This window comes from Micromonospora sp. NPDC050200, assembly GCF_040656135.1.
Lineage (GTDB): Bacteria > Actinomycetota > Actinomycetes > Mycobacteriales > Micromonosporaceae > Micromonospora.
On record NZ_JBFALG010000039.1, the window covers coordinates 1 to 16,426 of the forward strand.

Genomic DNA, 16,426 nt, shown 5'->3' on the forward strand with positions numbered 1-16,426 from the left:
GGGGGGGCGGGCGGGGCCCGCCCCGACCCCCTGGGGGGCCGGCCCCCGCCGCTGCCGCTCGGTAGCGTTCGCCCGGCAGTAGACTCATCGGGTTCGTGACCTTGGTGAGGTGGACATGACGGCGGGCATTCGGTCGGACCTGGAGCGCTGGACGGCGCTCGGCGCCGAGTTGGTGACGAGTCCGCGGGTCCACCGTCCGTCCTCGTTCTCGGCTCTGCTGGCCAGCGCGGTCCAGGACACGGCCGGGGAGGTGGTGGTGGATACCGGGTGCGGCGCCGGCCTGGTCACCATCGCTGCGCTCATGGCCGACGCCCAGCACGTCATCGCCCAGGACTACGACGCCAACTGCCTCATCGACACCGCCGCGAACGTCGAACGACTCCTCGGCCCGGCCGCACGACAGCGGCTGACGCTGTGGGAGGCCGACTGGCGACAGCTCGGTCCGATGCGTGCGGACGTCTTGGCCGTCAACCCGCCGCAGCGCCCGACAGCGCTGCTGGAAGACGTCGACGACGACGTGCTGCATCTGCACGACGGGGGCGGTGACGACGGGTTCGCCGGCCTCCGCATGGTGCTCGGACACGCCGGCACCCCCAGGGTGCGGACCACCGCCGCCGCAGTTCTCGACCTGCCCGCCGCCGCACCCGATCTCTGCGGGAGCCGCTGGTCGGCGCCGTCGGTGCTCACCCACGCCCACCTGCCACTCGACCCGGCCTGGCACCGCCTGGTGCCCGAACTGATCGGCCGGGTCGACGTATGGGAGTTCACCCGCCCGCCGCCAAGCCACGGCGACGGGACGCTGACCTGGTAAGACACGTGGTCGGCCGGTTTGTGGGGAAACGGGCAGGTCTTCGCGGGTGCCCCGGTCGATCCAGCAGACAGCTGCTCGCCCCGCATCATGACCGGGGGTATCGCGCTCTTCGCCAGGCTGCTCCGGGCTGCCGCAGAGGGCTGAGCCAGGCGCTGTGCCGGGCAGCGCCCCAGCCAGCTCGCCTCGGGCGACCACACCGCGCGTCCGGCGCACGATCGCGGCGTCCTGCGGGGCTGACCGCCGCACCGTCATGGTCGCTGCTGGGCCGTGCCTGCCTGGCGGCGTGGCACGGCCCAGCCGTTGACCGGGGCGTTCAGCTCGGCAGGGACCGCCAGAGCGCGACCTGATGCTCGACCGTGAAGTCGGTCCGGCCGATGGCGTCGGGGACGAGCGCCTGCACGTACGGGGAACGTCCGTCGAACCGCGGCCAGTCGGGCAGGCCAACGCCATCAGGATCGCCGGCGTGGGCGAATCGGCTCCAGGACGCCACCATGGTCTGCGCGAGCCGCTCCTGGCCGGCGGAGAGCGGGTGGCTGTAGTCGACGGTGAACAGGTAGGGCAGCTCCGCCGTGTGGTAGGCGCCGGTGGGGAAGCTCGGCGTGGCGGGCTCCGCGTAGAACGGCGCGTCCCGGTCGGCGAACTCGTACATGTACGTCGGCACGTGTCGGCTGAAGGCCAGCGCGCTGTCGAAGATCGGCCGCGCGTACTCGAAGTCCGTCATGATCGCGGACAGCGCTTCGGTGGCGGAGCCGTACCGGGTCCGCGGGTAGCGGGCCAGCACGGTCGCGGCGTCCCCGGCGAAGGTCGCCTCGACCATGCCGAGGTACTGATCCTCGGTGAGGGGACAGGGCGCCTCCTCACCGGGCGCGCACAGCATGCCGGTGCGCTCCATGCCCCACACCTGAGCCCGGTACTCGTCGCGGGTCGCGCCGATGAGGACCGGTACCCGGTGGAACCGGCCGGTGGCCACCGCCTCGGCGGGATCGACGGGCAGCACCGGTCCGCCGGCGACCGGCTCGGCGCCCCACGCGGTCTGCCCGGGGTACGCGGCCGCCTCCACCAACTGCCGCGCCGAGCGGCCACGCAGGCAGGACTCGACGCCAGCCGGGTCGTTGTCACACCCGGCGGCCGTGACGAACGCCGCGGACGATTCCCGCGCCTCCTGCCGGGTACGGAAGGGCAGCACGCACCCGTTGCTCTGCATGATGGCGCGGTGGAAGAGCCCACCCGAGCCGGGCGCGGACAGATGGGCGCAGACGCTGGTGGCGCCGGCAGACTGCCCGGCAATCGTGACATTGCCCGAGTCGCCGCCGAACGCTGCCGCGTTCGCCCGTACCCAGCGCAGCGCGGCCTGCTGGTCCTCCAACCCGTAGTTGCCCGACGTGTCCACGCCCTGCGCGCCCTCGAGTGCGGGATGCGCGAGGAATCCGAGCGGGCCGAGCCGGTAGTTCAGCGTCACGACGACCACCTCACCGCCGATCGCGAGCCGTTGCCCACCGTATGTGTCGCCCTGACCGAAAAGAAAGTGTCCACCGTGGAGCCACACCACCACCGGCAGTCGCTGCCCCGACGAGTTTCGTGGCGTGGTGACGTTGAGATACAGGCAGTCATCGGTGACGCTCGCCTCGTCCATCGGCAGGCCCTCCAGTTGGGCGCAGCCGGGCTTCGGCGTGGTGGCGTCACGGATTCCGCTCCACGCCGGCGCCGGCTCCGGCGACCGCCAGCGCCGTACCCCAACGGGTGCTGCCGCGTACGGGATCCCTTGGAACTCCCGGTACGTCTCGGTGACAGTGCCACGCACGTTGCCGTGGTCGGTCCGCACCACGGCCGGGTCTTCCTGCTGATGGCGCACGGCCGCGCCGGTGACCGCGGTGGAGGCGATGGGCAGGGCCGCGACGGCCGCGCCGAGTGCCGCAACGGTCCTCCATCGCCGCAGTCGTGGACCGAGCTGTCCGATCGTCCGCATGCTCTCTCTCCCTGCCGTTTCCGAATGCCGAACACTGGTCGCGCCGGCCGGGCAAGGATGGCCACGAACCGCCACCCGGCGGCAGCCGAGCACTAGTGCACCTGGCGCGGTCCGGCGTCGGAACCGCGTCGCGCTGCCTGGGCTAAGCTCGTCGCGCTCTGATGCACTAGTGCGGTTGCCAGCCCCCTACGGCCGGAACCGTTCGGGGGAGGCGACATGTTGCCCGACGACGAGCCGGGACCGCCGTACGCGCGGATCGTCGCCGAGCTACGGCGACGCATCGCCATCGGGGCGGTCGCCCCCGGCGAGCGGCTGCCCTCGACCCGGCAGATCGTGCGGGAATGGGGAGTGGCGATGGCCACTGCCAGCAAGGTGCTTGCCACGCTGCAGCGAGAAGGGCTCGCCGAGGCGATGCCGGGCATCGGCACCGTTGTGCTGGCCCAGCGTCGCCCGCGCGGCGGGCGGCCCACCGCCGAGGCCGCCGCATCGCCGCAGCGGATCGCCGGTCGCACCGACGCTGAGGTGCTCCGCGACCGGATCGTGCGGACCGCCACCGGCATCGCCGACGCGGAAGGGCTCGCCGCGACGACGATGCGGCGCGTCGCGACCCACCTGGACATGCCCACCATGAGCCTGTATCGCCAGATCCACGGCAGAGACCACCTCATGGTGCTCATGGCCGACGCCGCGTTCGCCGAGCAGCCGCTACCGGCCCGGCCGCCCGCCGGCTGGCGTGCTCAGCTCGAGCTGCTCTGCCGGCTGCAGTGGGCGATGTACCAGCGTCACCCGTGGCTGGCCCAGGTCGTGTCGCTGACCCGCCCGTTACTTGCGCCCCACGCGATCGCCCACACCGAGTGGGCGATGCGCGCGGTGACCGGCCAGGGGCTCGACATGGAGACGGTGGTCCACGTGGCCGCCACGGTCGCCAGCTACGTACGGGGCACCGCGGTGAACCTGGAGCGGGAGGCGGAGGCTGAGCAGGACACCGGCCTGACCGACGACGAGTGGTTGCGGGTGCAGCAGGACGTGTTGGCTGCCGCGCTGCGCTCCGGCGCGTTCCCGATCCTGTCAGCCGTTTCGGCACGCTCGGACGTGGACCTCAACATCGACACGCTGTTCGAGTTCGGCCTGCAACGGATGCTCGACGGTGTGGCGACACTGATCGGCGCATGCCGGTGACGATGTGGCCGGTGCCGGTGAGCAGCGCCGCATGTCTCGCGGAGCAGCAACAGGTCATCGGCGATCACGATGCGCAGGTCCGCGTGCAGGACGCTCGGCCCGCCGCGCGGGCCGGTAAGGACGAGCTGGCGTCGGGCGCCTCGACGCGGCGGCGCAGCCCGTCGATCCCAATGCCGACCGGGTCGGCGCCGGCTCGGCCGTTGTCGGTCACCGTGACGTGCGCGGCGGCGCCGACCGGAACGACGTCGATGACGCCAGCCGCCGCAAACGCCATCGGGCAGTCGCTACCCGACCCGATCAGTCGAGCAGACCGCCGGTGGGCAGCGGCAGCCCCGGCAGCGGCAGCCCCGGCAGCGGCGACAGCACCGACGGGCTCGGCGCCGGCGGTAGGGGAAGCCTGGGCAGCGATGGCAGGGGATCGGTTCGGGAGGTGGGCTCCGCCGGCGGCGAGGCCGGGCGGGTCGCGGGTGGAGCCGGGGACGGAGTGCCCCGGGGACTGCCGGTCGTCGTCGAGGCGGCGGGTGTCAGTGCTGGAGGCGTCGCGCATTGGGGCCAGGTGGGGCAACCCGGCGCGGCCAGGTCGCGCAGGACGGCGTCTATCTCGGCACGCAGCCGGGTGACGTCGGCGGGATCGGTCACCGGGACCAGTTCCCGCTGAGCCTGATCGACCAGCTGCCGGGCCTCGTCGAGCCGGCCCGCCGCGACGGCCTCGCGGGCGCGCCCGATGGTGTCTTCGACGGTGCGCACCGCGGCCTGCTCGGGATGCAGGACCTTGGTCAGCGACCACAACGGGCTGGTCGGCCCGGCGTTCCTGCTGCCGACCCCGAGGCCCGTCGCCAGCACCATGACGGCGGCCACGGCGGCGGCCAGCCGCAGGACCCACGGACCTGGCCGCCGCGACCGCGCGCGGCCGGCCGCGGCGGGGAGGTCGCCGCCGACCCGGCCGACCCGCCGGTCGGTGTCCGTCCCGACGGCGAGGAGGACGCTGCTCGCCCCGACGCCGTCGACGTCGGCGGTGAGGTCGGCCTGCCAGGCGGCGAGCATCGACGCGAGGGTGTCGTCGTCGGTCCCCTCCTCGCCCCGCCCGAGCGCGTCGAGGAGCAGGTCGTCGCGGGTGACCGGGGTGAGGTCCAGCTCCTCGCCGCCGTCCGGTCCGTGCCCGCTGCTCATGCCGCCACCTCGTCAAGTCCGCTGCCGGCAAGCGTACGGAGCCGGGCGAGGGCACGGGACTGGGCCACCCGTACGGCCGCCGCCGACATTCCGAGGATCGTGCCCACCTCCTCGGCGGTCAGACCGACCGCCACCCGAAGGATGATGATCTCCCGCTGGACATTGGGGAGCCGCCGCAACAACACCGACAGCCGGCGGGCCAGGTCGGTGGCCACGGCCTGCTGCTCCGGACCCGGCGCCGCGTCCGGGCGCTCCAGCGGGGTGTCGGTCATGGTGACGGCGGAGTCGCGCACCGCCGCCCGCTGGGCGTCGGCGACCTTGTGCGCGGCGACGGCGAAGACGAACGCAGCGAACGGCTTTCCCTGCTCGCGGTAGCGGGGCAGGGCCTTCAGCACCGCCAGGCAGACCTCCTGGGCGACGTCGTCGGCGGTGGTGTACGCCCCGCCGATGCGGCCCAGTCGAGCCCGGCAGTAACGGACGAGCCGTGGCCGTACGTCGGTGAGCAGGGCCGACACCGCCATCGGGTCGCCGTCAGCGGCCCGACGGACGAGCTCTGGCTGGATCGCTGTGGTCATGGATTGCGAGACACCTTCGTTACCGGTGGGTTAACCGCACGGTATCGAGACGCGGGCCACTTTGCATAGGCCGCGTCGCGTGGTCACGTGCGTGCGAAAAAAGTTTGTTGCGTTCGGTCGGACCGCCGCGATGTCTCTGATGCCGACGAAGGGAGGGCGCATGGGTGTCGAAGTGGCCGTGCAGGGACTGACCAAGTCCTTCGGTGGCCAGCCGGTCTGGTCGGACATCAGCCTGACCCTGCCGGCGGGCGAGATCTCCGTGCTGCTGGGTCCGTCCGGCACCGGCAAGTCGGTGTTCCTCAAGACCCTGGTGGGGCTGCTCCGGCCCGACGCCGGTTCGATCTGGATCGAGGGCAAGGACCTGCCCCGGCTCTCCGAACGCGCGCTGTACGAGCTGCGCAAGCTGTTCGGCGTGCTGTTCCAGGACGGCGCGCTGTTCGGCTCGATGACCATCTACGACAACGTGGCCTTCCCGCTGCGGGAACACACCCGCAAGTCCGAGTCGCAGATCCGCGACGTGGTCAACGAGAAGCTCGACATGGTCGGCCTGGTCGGCGCCGAGAAGAAGTTGCCGGGCGAGATCTCCGGCGGAATGCGCAAGCGGGCGGGGCTGGCCCGCGCGCTGGTGCTCGACCCCCGCATCGTCCTGTTCGACGAGCCCGACTCCGGGCTCGATCCGGTGCGCACCGCCTACCTGAACCAGCTCATCATCGACCTCAACCAGCGGACCGGGGCGACGTTCCTGATCGTCACGCACGACATCAACACCGCGCGTACGGTGCCGGACAACATCGGGCTGATCTACCACGGGCACCTGGCCATGTTCGGGCCGCGGGAGATGCTGCTGTCCAGCACCGAGCCGGTGGTGCGGCAGTTCCTCAACGCCCAGCGGATCGGCCCGATCGGCATGGCCGAGGAGAAGGACGCCGAGGAGTTGCAGGCGGAGGCGGACGCCGGCGTCGAACTGCCCCCGTTGCCGCCCATCCCGCTGCAGCTGCCGCCCTCGGACGGGCTGCCCCGACCGGCCGAGCGGCCACCCGGGCAGTGGTGCCGGGACAACGGCGTCACCCCGCCACCGGGTTCCTTCGAAGGCCGGGACACCGCGTACCCGACCATCGACCTGGGCCAGCAGCTCGCCGCCGACGGGCGGCACCACCGCGAGGTGACCGGATGAGCGCCCCCGTCACCGCCCTACGCGACACCGGGGAGTTCTTCGCGTTCTGCCTGGACACCCTGCGCGGCCTCGGCCGGCGGCCGGTGCAGGTACGCGAGTTCGTCCAGCAGGCCTGGTTCATCAGCTCGGTGTCGATCCTGCCCGCCGCACTCGTCTCCATTCCCTTCGGCGCGGTCATCGCGTTGCAGCTCGGCTCGCTGGTCCGTCAGCTCGGCGCGCAGTCGTTCACCGGAGCCGCGTCGGTGCTCGCGGTGGTCCGCGAGGCCGGCCCGATCGTCACCGCGCTGATCATCGCCGGCGCCGGCGGCTCGGCGATCTGCGCCGACCTCGGCTCCCGCAAGATCCGCGAGGAACTCGACGCGATGCAGGTGCTGGGCATCGACCCGATCCAGCGCCTGGTGGTGCCGCGCGTGCTCGCCTCGATGCTGGTCGCCGTCCTGCTCAACGGCCTGGTCAGCGTGGTCGGGGTGGCCGGCGGCTACCTGTTCAACGTGGTCATGCAGGGCGGCACGCCCGGGGCGTACCTGGCCAGCTTCCAGGCCCTGGGGCAACTGCCCGACCTGCTGGTGGGCGAGGTCAAGGCCCTGCTGTTCGGCGCCGCCGCCGCGCTGGTCGCCTCCTACAAAGGGATGACCGCCAAGGGCGGCCCGAAGGGGGTCGGCGACGCGGTCAACCAGAGCGTGGTGATCACCTTCATGCTGTTGTTCGCGCTGAACTTCGTCGTCACGGCCGTGTACTTCCAGGTCGTACCGCAGAAGGGAAGCTGACATGCCTGGCCTGCGGTACCTCGACGACCTGGGCGGACAGCTCGCCTTCTACCTGCGCGCCTTCGCCTGGGCCCCGCGCACCGTGCGCCGCTACAAGCGCGAGGTGGTCCGGCTGCTGGCCGAGGTGAGCTTCGGCTCCGGCGCGCTCGCCGTGCTCGGCGGCACCGTCGGCGTCATCTGCTTCCTGACCTATTTCACCGGCACCGAGGTCGGCCTGCAGGGCTACCAGGCGCTCAACCAGATCGGGAGCAGCGCCTTCACCGGCTTCGTCTCGGCGTACTTCAACACCCGGGAGATCTCCCCGCTGGTGGCGGCGCTGGCGCTGTCGGCCACCGTCGGCTGCGGGTTCACCGCCCAGCTCGGAGCGATGCGGATCTCCGAGGAGGTGGACGCCCTCGAGGTGATGGGCGTGCCGTCGCTGCCGTTCCTGGTCACCACCCGCATGATCGCCGGATTCATCGCGGTCATCCCGCTGTACGTGGTGGGGCTGCTCACCAGTTACCTGGCCACCCGCACCATCGCCGTGTACTACTTCGAGCAGTCGGCCGGCACCTACGACTACTACTTCCACCTGTTCCTGCCCCCCGGCGACGTGCTGTGGTCCTTCTTCAAGGTGCTGGTCTTCAGCGTGATCGTCGTGCTGGTGCACTGCTACTACGGCTACACCGCCAGCGGCGGACCCGCCGGCGTCGGCGTCGCGGTCGGACGGGCCGTCCGGCTCGCGATCGTCTCGGTCAACATCGTCGACTTCTTCCTGTCGCTGGCCATCTGGGGCGCGACCACCACCGTCCGGATCGCGGGGTGACCATGAGACATCGCATTCTGGGCATCGTCTTCATCGCCCTGCTGACCGCGGCGCTGACCGCCTCCGTGCTGCAGTACAACAAGGCGTTCACCCCGGTCGCCTGGGTCACCCTGCACGCCGGCCGGGCCGGACTGCAGCTCAGCCCGGGCGCCGACGTCAAGGTACGCGGAGTCGTCGTCGGCGAGGTGCGCTCGGTCGGCAGCGAGGGCGCCGGCGCGAGGATCCGGCTGGCCCTGGACCCGGCCACGACGTCTCGGATCCCGGCCGATGTCAGCGCGCGGCTGCTGCCCAAGACCCTCTTCGGCGAGCGGTACGTCGAACTCGTCCCGCCGACCGGCGGCGCCGCCGCACCGATCCGCGACGGCGCGGTGATCGGCCAGGACCGCAGTCGCACCGCCGTCGAGCTGGAACGGGTCCTCGACCAGGCGCTGCCCCTGCTGCAGGCGGTACGGCCCGACCAGCTCGCCTTGACGCTCGGTGCCATCGCCGCCGCCCTCGAGGGACGCGGCGAGCAGCTCGGCGCGAACGTCGAGCGGCTCGACGCGTACCTGAAGCAGCTCAACCCGGCGATGCCGACCATCGCCGAGGACGTCCGGAAACTGGCGGTCGTGCTGGACAGCTACGACGTCGCGCTGCCCGACCTGCTCGCCCTGCTGCGCGACGTGACCGTCACCGCCCGCACCGTCACCGACCAGCGCGAACAGTTGGCGGCGTTCCTCGCCGAGACCACCGACACCGCCGACCTCACCCGCGGCTTCCTCGACCGCCACGGCGACCAGCTCATCACGCTCGGCAGGGTGAGCCGACCGGTGCTGCAACTGCTCGCCACGTACTCCCCCGAGTACCCGTGCATGATGAGCGGCCTGGTCGCCCTGCAACCCCGCGTCGAGGAGGTCTTCGCCGGTGGGCGGATGCACATCACCCTCGAGGTCACCCGCGACGGCGGCAAGTTCGAGAAGGGACGCGACGAGCCGGTCTACGGCGCGCAGGACGGCCCGCACTGCCGGGGCGTGCCCGATCCGGGAAAGCCGGCGCCGGAGGTGCCCATCAACGACGGTTACGACTACCGGGGCGAGCGCCCTCGTACGCCGCTGCCCGTCGGCCTGCCGGGGACCTCGCCGGCCGGCGGTTCCCCGGCCATGGGCCGGGCCGGCACCGCTGAGGAGCGTGCCCTGATCAATCCCCTCGTCGGTGCCGTCACCGGCACGCCGCCGGCGGAGGTTCCCGACATCGCGGTCCTGCTCTGGGGGCCGTTGCTACGCGGAGGGGTGGTGAACGCCCGATGAGCGGCAAGACGGTGGCGCCCCTGTTGAAGCTGGTGGTCTTCGCCGCGGTGACCCTGCTGCTGACCGCGCTGCTCGCGCAGACCCTCGGTGCCTTCCCGCCCGGCGGGGTCACCTACCGGGCCCGGTTCACCGACGTCACCGGGCTGCTCCCCGGGGACGACGTACGCGTCGCGGGGGTGAAGGTCGGCCAGGTCAGCCGGATCAAGGTGGTCGACAGCACGGTCGCCGAGGTGGCCTTCACCGTCACCCGCGACGTCCCGGTGGCTACCAGCGTCCGCGCCAAGATCCGCTACCGCAACCTGGTGGGTCAGCGGTACGTGGCGCTCAGCGAGGGGCCGGGGGAGGGGCGGCCACTGCGGGCCGACGGCCTCATCCCGCTCGACCAGACCACGCCGGCGCTGGACCTCACCGTCCTGTTCAACGGCTTCCGGCCGCTGTTCACCGCCCTGAATCCCGAGGACGTCAACAAGCTCGCCTACGAGATCATCCAGGTGCTGCAGGGCGAGGGCGGCACGGTGAGCAGCCTGCTGCAACGCACCGCGTCGCTGACCAACACCCTCGCCGACCGGGACGCCGTCATCGGACGGGTCGTCACCAACCTCAACGGCGTCCTGGCCACGCTGGCCGAACGGGACCGCAACCTCGACCAGAGCATCAGCCAGCTGCAGCAGTTCGTCTCCGGGCTCTCGGCCGACCGCAAGGCCATCGGCGAGTCCCTGGTCAGCATCGGTGAGCTCACCACCGCCACGTCCGCGCTGATCGGCGAGGCACGAGCACCGCTCGCCGCGGACATCCGAGCCCTGGACGAACTCAGTGGCACCCTCAACCGCAACGCGGCCGTCATCGACGGCACCCTCGGCCGACTGCCGGAGCGGTACGAGTCCCTGACCCGCGTCGCCTCCTACGGCTCCTGGTTCAACTTCTACCTCTGCGACTTCGACGGCAACATGGCGGTGGCCGGCCGGGCGCCGCTCGACGTGCCCACCTTCAGCGCCCCGGCCGCCCGATGCGCCGCCGGAGGCAGCCGATGACACCGTTCCGGGAACGTAACCCTGTCGTCATCGGCACGGTCGGGCTGGCGCTGATCGTCGCCGCGCTGCTGGGCGCCTTCCAGCTCGACCGGCTGGCCGACCTCACCGGACGCGCCTACCAGGCGGCCTTCCACGACGCCAGCGGCCTCACCACCGGCAACGAGGTGCGGGTCGCCGGGGTGCGGGTGGGCAAGGTGACCGCGGTGGAGCTCGCCCGGGACGGTGCGCCCTACGTCCGGGTCCGGTTCCGGCTGGACGACGACAGCGTCCGCCTCGGCACCGACACCAGCGCCATGATCAGGATCAAGACCGTGCTCGGCCAGAAGTACCTGGCCCTGTCACCGGCCGGACCGGGGCGGCTGCGCGAGGGCGGGCAGATCCCCCTCGCCCGGACCGCGGCGCCGTTCGACGTGGTGCAGGCGGTCACCGGACTCGCCGACACCCTCGACAAGGTCGACACCGAACAGCTCGCCGCCGCCTTCACCACCCTGTCCGAGACCTTCGCCGACACGCCCCACAACGTCAACGCCTCCCTGGTCGGACTCTCCCGGCTCTCCCGCACCGTCGCCGGCCGCGACGCCGAACTGCGGACCCTGCTCTCCCGCGCCCGCTCGGTCACCACGGTGCTCGCCAGCCGGGACGAGGAGTTCCGCAAGCTGGTCGCCGACGGCGAGGCGCTGCTGGCCGAGGTGAGCCGGCGTCGGGACGCCATCCACAAGCTGCTCGTCGGCACCGACGAACTCGCCACCCAGCTCTCCGGACTGGTCACCGACAACCGCGCCCAGCTCGAGCCCGCGTTGCGCAAGCTGCGCGAGGTGGTCGCCATCCTGCAGCGCAACAAGGACGACCTGGAGAAGACCATCCAGCGGATGGGCCCGTTCGTCTCGACGTTCGCCAACGTGGTCGGCAACGGCCGCTGGTTCGACTCGTACGTGTCCGGTCTGCTCCAGCCGTACCAGCCCACGACGGGAGGCCGCTGATGCCCGGTCCCATCCAGCGCTGGCGACGACCGGTCGCCGTCGCCACCGCCCTGCTGGTGGCCGTCGCCGCCGGCGTGGTCGTCCTCCGCGACGGCACACCCGACCGGCGGGTGGTCGCCTACTTCACCCGTGCCGTCGGGGTGTACCCCGGATCGGACGTGCGGGTGCTGGGCGTCCGCGTCGGCGAGGTGCTCGAGGTCACCCCGCAGGGCCGCCGTGTCAAGGTCACCATGTCGTACGACCCCGAGACCGACGTCCCCGCCGAGGCGCAGGCGCTCATCGTCCCGCCCAGCGTGGTCAGCGACCGGTACGTGCAGCTCACCCCCGCCTACGCCGGCGGCGCCAGACTCACCGACGGGGCGGAGATCCCGCTGGGGCGGACCGCCGCGCCGATGGAGATCGACGATGTCTACCAGGCGCTCGACGACTTCAACCGCACCCTCGGGCCGGAGGGTGCCAACCGCGACGGTGCCCTGTCCGACCTGGTCGCGACCGGCCGGGCCAACCTGGAGGGCAACGGGCAGAACCTGCACGACACCCTCGACGGACTGTCCCGGGCGCTGACCACCCTCTCCGACGGCCGGCAGGACCTCTTCGGCTCCGTCGCCAACCTGCAACGCTTCACCACCGCCCTCGCCCGCAGCGACCAGCAGGTGCGCGCGTTCAACCGGCAGTTGGCCGACGTCGCCGAACAGCTCGCCGGCGACCGCGACGAGCTGGCCGCCGCGCTGCGCAACCTCGCCACCGCGCTGGCCGACGTCACCGCGTTCGTCAAGCAGAACCGGGCCGCGCTGACCTCCAACGTCGCCGCGCTGACGGAGATCACCGGCGTGCTGGTCCGCCAGCAACAGGCGGTCATCGACATCCTCGACGTCGCCCCGCTCGCCGTGAACAACCTCGCCCTCTCGTACAACCCACGGTCCGGCACCCTGGACACCCGCGACAACGCGATGGGCCCGTACGACCCGGCCAGCTTCGCCTGCTCACTGCTGGTGGACCAGCTCCCCGTCGCCGAAGTGCCCGCGAAGTGCATGGCGCTCGCGCAGACCCTGCACCAGCGCGGGCTGCCCCTGACCGACCAGCTGCGCAAGCTGCTCAAGCTGCCGCCCGGCGCCCCGGCGACCGGCGGGTCCCCACCGGGAAATCCTTCCGTCAGCTCCCCCGGTGCGCCGATCCCCGACCAGGCGCCGGGCGGCCCCGGCATCACCAGCGACCCCACCCTCGGCGGCATCCTGCGAGGCGTGTCATGACCGCCCGGGCACTGCGTGCCCTGGCCGGCGCGGTCCTGGTGGCGCTGCTGCCGGCCGGGTGCGGCCTGCCCGACCTCGCCGACCTGCCGCTGCCCGGCGGCGCCCCGAAGGGCGAGGGGTACACGGTCACCGCCGAGTTCAGCGATGTGCTCGACCTGGTGCCGCAGGCCGCCGTCAAGGTCGACGACGTGACCGTCGGAAGCGTGGAGGAGATCTCCCTCGCCGGCTGGACCGCCCGGGTCACCCTACGCATCGGCACCGACGTGCGCCTGCCGTCCAACGCCACCGCCGCGGTCCGGCAGAGCAGCCTGCTGGGCGAGAAGTACGTGACCGTCGCGGCGCCGATCACCGGAGCCGCGAGCGGCCGACTCGCCGACGGCGACGTCATCCCGCTGTCCCGCACCAACCGCGGCGCCGAGGTCGAAGAGGTCCTTGCCGCTCTCGGGCTGCTGCTCAACGGTGGCGGGTTGGCTCAACTGCGGACCATCAACCAGGAACTCGGCACCGCACTCGCCGGACGGGAACCCGCCGTCCGGGACGCGCTGGGCCAGCTCGACGAGTTCATCGGCGGGCTGGACAAGCAGCGGGCCGACCTGGTCCGCGCCCTCGACGCCCTGGACCGGCTGACCGGCCGGCTCAACCGGCAGAAGCAGGTGCTCGGCGACGCGGTGGACTCCCTCGCCCCCGGCCTGACAGTGCTGGCCCGCCAGCGCGCCCAACTGACCGGGGCGCTGACCGCCCTGGACAAACTCGGCGACGTCGGCACCCGGGTCGTCAACCGCAGCCGCGACGACACCGTGGCCGACCTCCGGGCGTTGCAACCGATCCTGGAGCAGCTGGTACGCGCCGGAGACGACCTGCCGAAGTCCCTGGACTTCATGCTGTCGTACCCGTTCCCGCCGAACGTCACCGGCGCGATCGTCGGCGACTTCGTCAACCTGTCCGTCACCGCCGACCTCGACTCGGCCTCGATCCTGGCGAACCTGGCCGCCGCAGCCCCCGCGCCGGCAGGCCCGGTGGCGCCGCCGAAGACGGCCACTCCGACCGGGCCGCCCGCCGTCGGCGGATCGTCGCCTGCCGTCCCGCTGCCCGGCCTCGGCACCGGTCCGTTGCCCGGCCTGCCGCTCCTCGAGTGCCTGCCCGACCCGGACAAGTTCCCCGCCACCTGGACGCCGCCGAAGGACTGTCTGCTGCCGGAGGGCTGCGTTCTGCTCAAGCCCGGCTCGACGGTGCCCATCGGCGGACTGATCCTGCCCAAGGGCGTCGTGCCACCGGGCACCGCCTTCCCCGCCGGGACCGAACTGCCCGCAGGCACCGTCATGTCGGCGCAGTGCGTGCTACCGGTGACCGGCGCGGTGACCGGACAGATCGGCGGCCTGCCGGACATCCTCCGAGGGGGACTGAAGCCATGATCGGACGTACCGCGAAACTGCAGGTCCTGGCGTTCGTTCTGGTGAGCGTCCTCGGCGTCGGCTACGTCGGCGTCCGCTACGTCGGTATCGGCGACCGGCTGCTCGGCGGAAGTTACGTCGTCCACATGGACCTCGCCCGGGCCGGCGGGATCTTCCCCAACGCCCCGGTCACCTATCGCGGGGTGCCGGTCGGCCGGGTCACCGCAGTCGCCCTGCACGGCGACGGGGTCCGCGCCGACCTGCGGTTGCGGCGCGACGTCCGGGTGCCCGACGATCTGCGGGCCGTGGTGGCTCAGCGCTCCGCCGTCGGCGAGCAGTACGTGGACCTGCGCCCGGACCGCGACAGCGGGCCGTACCTCACCGACGGTGCGGTGATCCCGGCGGACCGGACCGGCGTCCCGCTCGCCCCGGAGGTCCTGCTGACCAACCTCGACGCCCTGGTCCGCTCCGTCGACCCGGAGGACCTCACCGTCCTGATCACCGAGCTCGGCACCGCGTTCGAGGGCAACGAGACGGCGTTGGCCAGCATCCTCGACGCCGGGGACGCGCTGCTGACCGAGGCGGACGCCCGGCTGCCGGAGACGCTCGCGCTGATCGACGACGGACGCACCGTGCTCACCACCCAGGCGGAGTCGGCCGAGGCGTTGCGCCGGTGGGCGGCGGGTCTGGCCCAGCTGGCGGCCACCCTCCGCGAGGCCGACCCGGACCTGCGGCGGCTGCTCGCCGCCGGACCTCCCGCCGGGCGTGAACTGTCCGCGCTGCTGCGGGGTCTGGAACCGACGGTCGGCACTCTGCTCGGCAACCTGGTGACCGTCAACGGCATCGCCGCCCGGCGGCTGCCCGGCATCGAGCAGATGCTGGTGGTGTACCCGATCGCCGTCGCCGGCGGCTTCACTGTCACCCCGGGCGACGGCACCGCCCACCTCGGCCTGGTCGTCAACCTCGACGACCCGCCGTCCTGCGTGTACCGGGGGGGCAGCACGAAATGCAGCCCGGGGGAGCGGGCGGCCGGCGCCAGCGTGCGCGGCAACGCCAACGCCCCCCGACCCGGGGGCCGGGAACCGGCGGCCGGCCCGGCGTCGTCCGGCGCCGCGCCGACCGCCGGAACCACCGGTGGGTACGACCCGGCGACCGGCCTCGTGCTCGGCTCCGACGGTCGACCGCTGCAGTTCGGCGGGACCGGCGGTCAGTCCCGGATGGCCGGGGACCAGTCGTGGAAGCAGTTGCTGCTCGCCGGGGTGACCCCGTGACCGGCGCGAAGGAGGAGGTGGCGATGCGGGCCCGTAGGAACCACACGCTGAAAGTCATCAAGGGGGCGAAGCCTGGGGTGCCGGGTCGGGCGGGGCAACGCCGGATCGTCCCCCGTCAGCTGCCGCAGCCGGGGGAGCCGATCGAGGACCTGCTGAAGCGGCTCGACCGGGAACCGGTCGAGGACCCGGCGGAGTTCGAGGATCCGGCGAACGCGGACGCTCCCCCGGAGGAGGCCGCCGATGGCCGCCCCGCCGAGGAGCGGGCCACCGCGGCGCCGACGCGACCGTGGCGCCCGCTGATCGTCCTGCTCGTGGCGGTGCTCGCCGCGGCCCTCGCGGCCGCCGGCGTGGCCGGTCACCGGTGGTACGTCGACCGGGCGACGGACCAGGCCCGGCAGGAGGCGATCGCCGCCGCCAAGCAGGCCGGCGTCAACTTCGTGTCGGTCAGCGCGGCCAGCGTGGACCGGGACATCCAGCGGATCACGGCCGGGGCCACCGGTGACTTCAAGGAGGAGTTCACCCGGGGACAGTCCCAGGTCCGGGCCGCGGTCGTGGAGAACAAGGTCGACTCGCGCGGGTCGGTGCTGCGGGCCGGGCTGGTCTCCGGTGACCGCAGCCGGGCGGTCGTGCTGGTGGCGGTCGACGCCACCGTCAAGAACGTCAAGTCACCCGAGGGGCGGCCGTCGCACTACCGGATCCAGATGGACATGGTCCACGACAAGGACTCCGGCCGGTGGCTGGTGTCCCGCCTGCAGTTCGTCGGATGAGAG

16 protein-coding genes are annotated in these 16,426 nt (G+C 72.4%); 12 read left to right on the forward strand and 4 right to left on the reverse strand.

Annotated features, from left to right (window positions below):
• The first annotated feature begins 115 nt into the window (after positions 1-115).
• On the forward strand, positions 116-811 hold the full coding sequence (locus AB0I41_RS23475; RefSeq protein WP_357111262.1) for a 50S ribosomal protein L11 methyltransferase: 696 nt from the start codon (positions 116-118) through the stop codon (positions 809-811).
• Between the two features lie 313 nt (positions 812-1,124).
• Here the strand turns inward: AB0I41_RS23475 and AB0I41_RS23480 are convergent, their stop codons facing one another.
• A complete protein-coding gene (locus AB0I41_RS23480; RefSeq protein ID WP_357111265.1) occupies positions 1,125-2,777 on the reverse strand; it encodes a carboxylesterase family protein in 1,653 nt (550 codons plus the stop codon).
• A gap of 216 nt (positions 2,778-2,993) precedes the next feature.
• Between AB0I41_RS23480 and AB0I41_RS23485 the strand changes: the two genes are divergently transcribed.
• Positions 2,994-3,956, forward strand: a complete 963-nt coding sequence (locus AB0I41_RS23485; protein ID WP_357111268.1) for a TetR/AcrR family transcriptional regulator C-terminal domain-containing protein — start codon at positions 2,994-2,996, stop codon at positions 3,954-3,956.
• A gap of 64 nt (positions 3,957-4,020) precedes the next feature.
• On the opposite strand, the gene AB0I41_RS23490 is transcribed toward AB0I41_RS23485, so the two are convergent.
• The 3 genes from AB0I41_RS23490 to shbA are packed head-to-tail and all read right to left on the reverse strand — an operon-like array spanning position 4,021 to position 5,701.
• Complete coding sequence (locus AB0I41_RS23490; protein WP_357111270.1) at positions 4,021-4,230, reverse strand: hypothetical protein; 210 nt, start codon at positions 4,228-4,230, stop codon at positions 4,021-4,023.
• Positions 4,231-4,253: 23 nt separating this feature from the next.
• On the reverse strand, positions 4,254-5,126 hold the full coding sequence (locus AB0I41_RS23495; RefSeq protein WP_357111273.1) for an anti-sigma-D factor RsdA: 873 nt from the start codon (positions 5,124-5,126) through the stop codon (positions 4,254-4,256).
• Positions 5,123-5,701 carry an RNA polymerase sigma factor ShbA gene (shbA, locus tag AB0I41_RS23500; RefSeq protein ID WP_357111276.1) on the reverse strand — a complete coding sequence of 193 codons (579 nt, stop codon included), beginning with the start codon at positions 5,699-5,701 and terminating at the stop codon, positions 5,123-5,125. The genes AB0I41_RS23495 and shbA overlap by 4 nt, the downstream gene beginning before the upstream one ends.
• A 160-nt stretch (positions 5,702-5,861) precedes the next feature.
• Here shbA and AB0I41_RS23505 point away from each other — a divergent pair, with 160 nt between their 5' ends.
• From AB0I41_RS23505 to AB0I41_RS23550, 10 genes are read left to right on the forward strand one after another with little or no spacing between them, the layout of a single operon-like run.
• The gene (locus AB0I41_RS23505; RefSeq protein WP_357111279.1) at positions 5,862-6,875 is read left to right on the forward strand and encodes an ABC transporter ATP-binding protein; all 1,014 of its coding nucleotides are present in this window, start codon (positions 5,862-5,864) and stop codon (positions 6,873-6,875) included.
• Positions 6,872-7,642 (forward strand): ABC transporter permease, encoded by a 771-nt coding sequence (locus AB0I41_RS23510; RefSeq protein WP_357111281.1) that lies wholly within the window; start codon positions 6,872-6,874, stop codon positions 7,640-7,642. The genes AB0I41_RS23505 and AB0I41_RS23510 overlap by 4 nt, the downstream gene beginning before the upstream one ends.
• A 1-nt stretch (position 7,643) precedes the next feature.
• A complete protein-coding gene (locus AB0I41_RS23515) occupies positions 7,644-8,447 on the forward strand; it encodes an ABC transporter permease (protein WP_357111284.1) in 804 nt (267 codons plus the stop codon).
• A gap of 2 nt (positions 8,448-8,449) precedes the next feature.
• On the forward strand, positions 8,450-9,733 hold the full coding sequence (locus AB0I41_RS23520) for an MCE family protein (protein WP_357111287.1): 1,284 nt from the start codon (positions 8,450-8,452) through the stop codon (positions 9,731-9,733).
• Positions 9,730-10,764, forward strand: a complete 1,035-nt coding sequence (locus AB0I41_RS23525) for an MCE family protein (RefSeq protein WP_357111290.1) — start codon at positions 9,730-9,732, stop codon at positions 10,762-10,764. Before AB0I41_RS23520 ends, AB0I41_RS23525 begins: the two co-directional genes overlap by 4 nt.
• On the forward strand, positions 10,761-11,744 hold the full coding sequence (locus AB0I41_RS23530) for an MCE family protein (RefSeq protein WP_357111293.1): 984 nt from the start codon (positions 10,761-10,763) through the stop codon (positions 11,742-11,744). The genes AB0I41_RS23525 and AB0I41_RS23530 overlap by 4 nt, the downstream gene beginning before the upstream one ends.
• The gene (locus AB0I41_RS23535; RefSeq protein WP_357111296.1) at positions 11,744-12,994 is read left to right on the forward strand and encodes an MCE family protein; all 1,251 of its coding nucleotides are present in this window, start codon (positions 11,744-11,746) and stop codon (positions 12,992-12,994) included. The genes AB0I41_RS23530 and AB0I41_RS23535 overlap by 1 nt, the downstream gene beginning before the upstream one ends.
• The gene (locus AB0I41_RS23540; RefSeq protein ID WP_357111299.1) at positions 12,991-14,406 is read left to right on the forward strand and encodes an MCE family protein; all 1,416 of its coding nucleotides are present in this window, start codon (positions 12,991-12,993) and stop codon (positions 14,404-14,406) included. The genes AB0I41_RS23535 and AB0I41_RS23540 overlap by 4 nt, the downstream gene beginning before the upstream one ends.
• Positions 14,403-15,656 (forward strand): MlaD family protein, encoded by a 1,254-nt coding sequence (locus AB0I41_RS23545; RefSeq protein WP_357111302.1) that lies wholly within the window; start codon positions 14,403-14,405, stop codon positions 15,654-15,656. The genes AB0I41_RS23540 and AB0I41_RS23545 overlap by 4 nt, the downstream gene beginning before the upstream one ends.
• Positions 15,653-16,423: a hypothetical protein gene (locus AB0I41_RS23550; RefSeq protein WP_357111304.1), complete on the forward strand. Its 771-nt coding sequence runs from the start codon at positions 15,653-15,655 to the stop codon at positions 16,421-16,423. The genes AB0I41_RS23545 and AB0I41_RS23550 overlap by 4 nt, the downstream gene beginning before the upstream one ends.
• Positions 16,424-16,426: the final 3 nt, after the last annotated feature.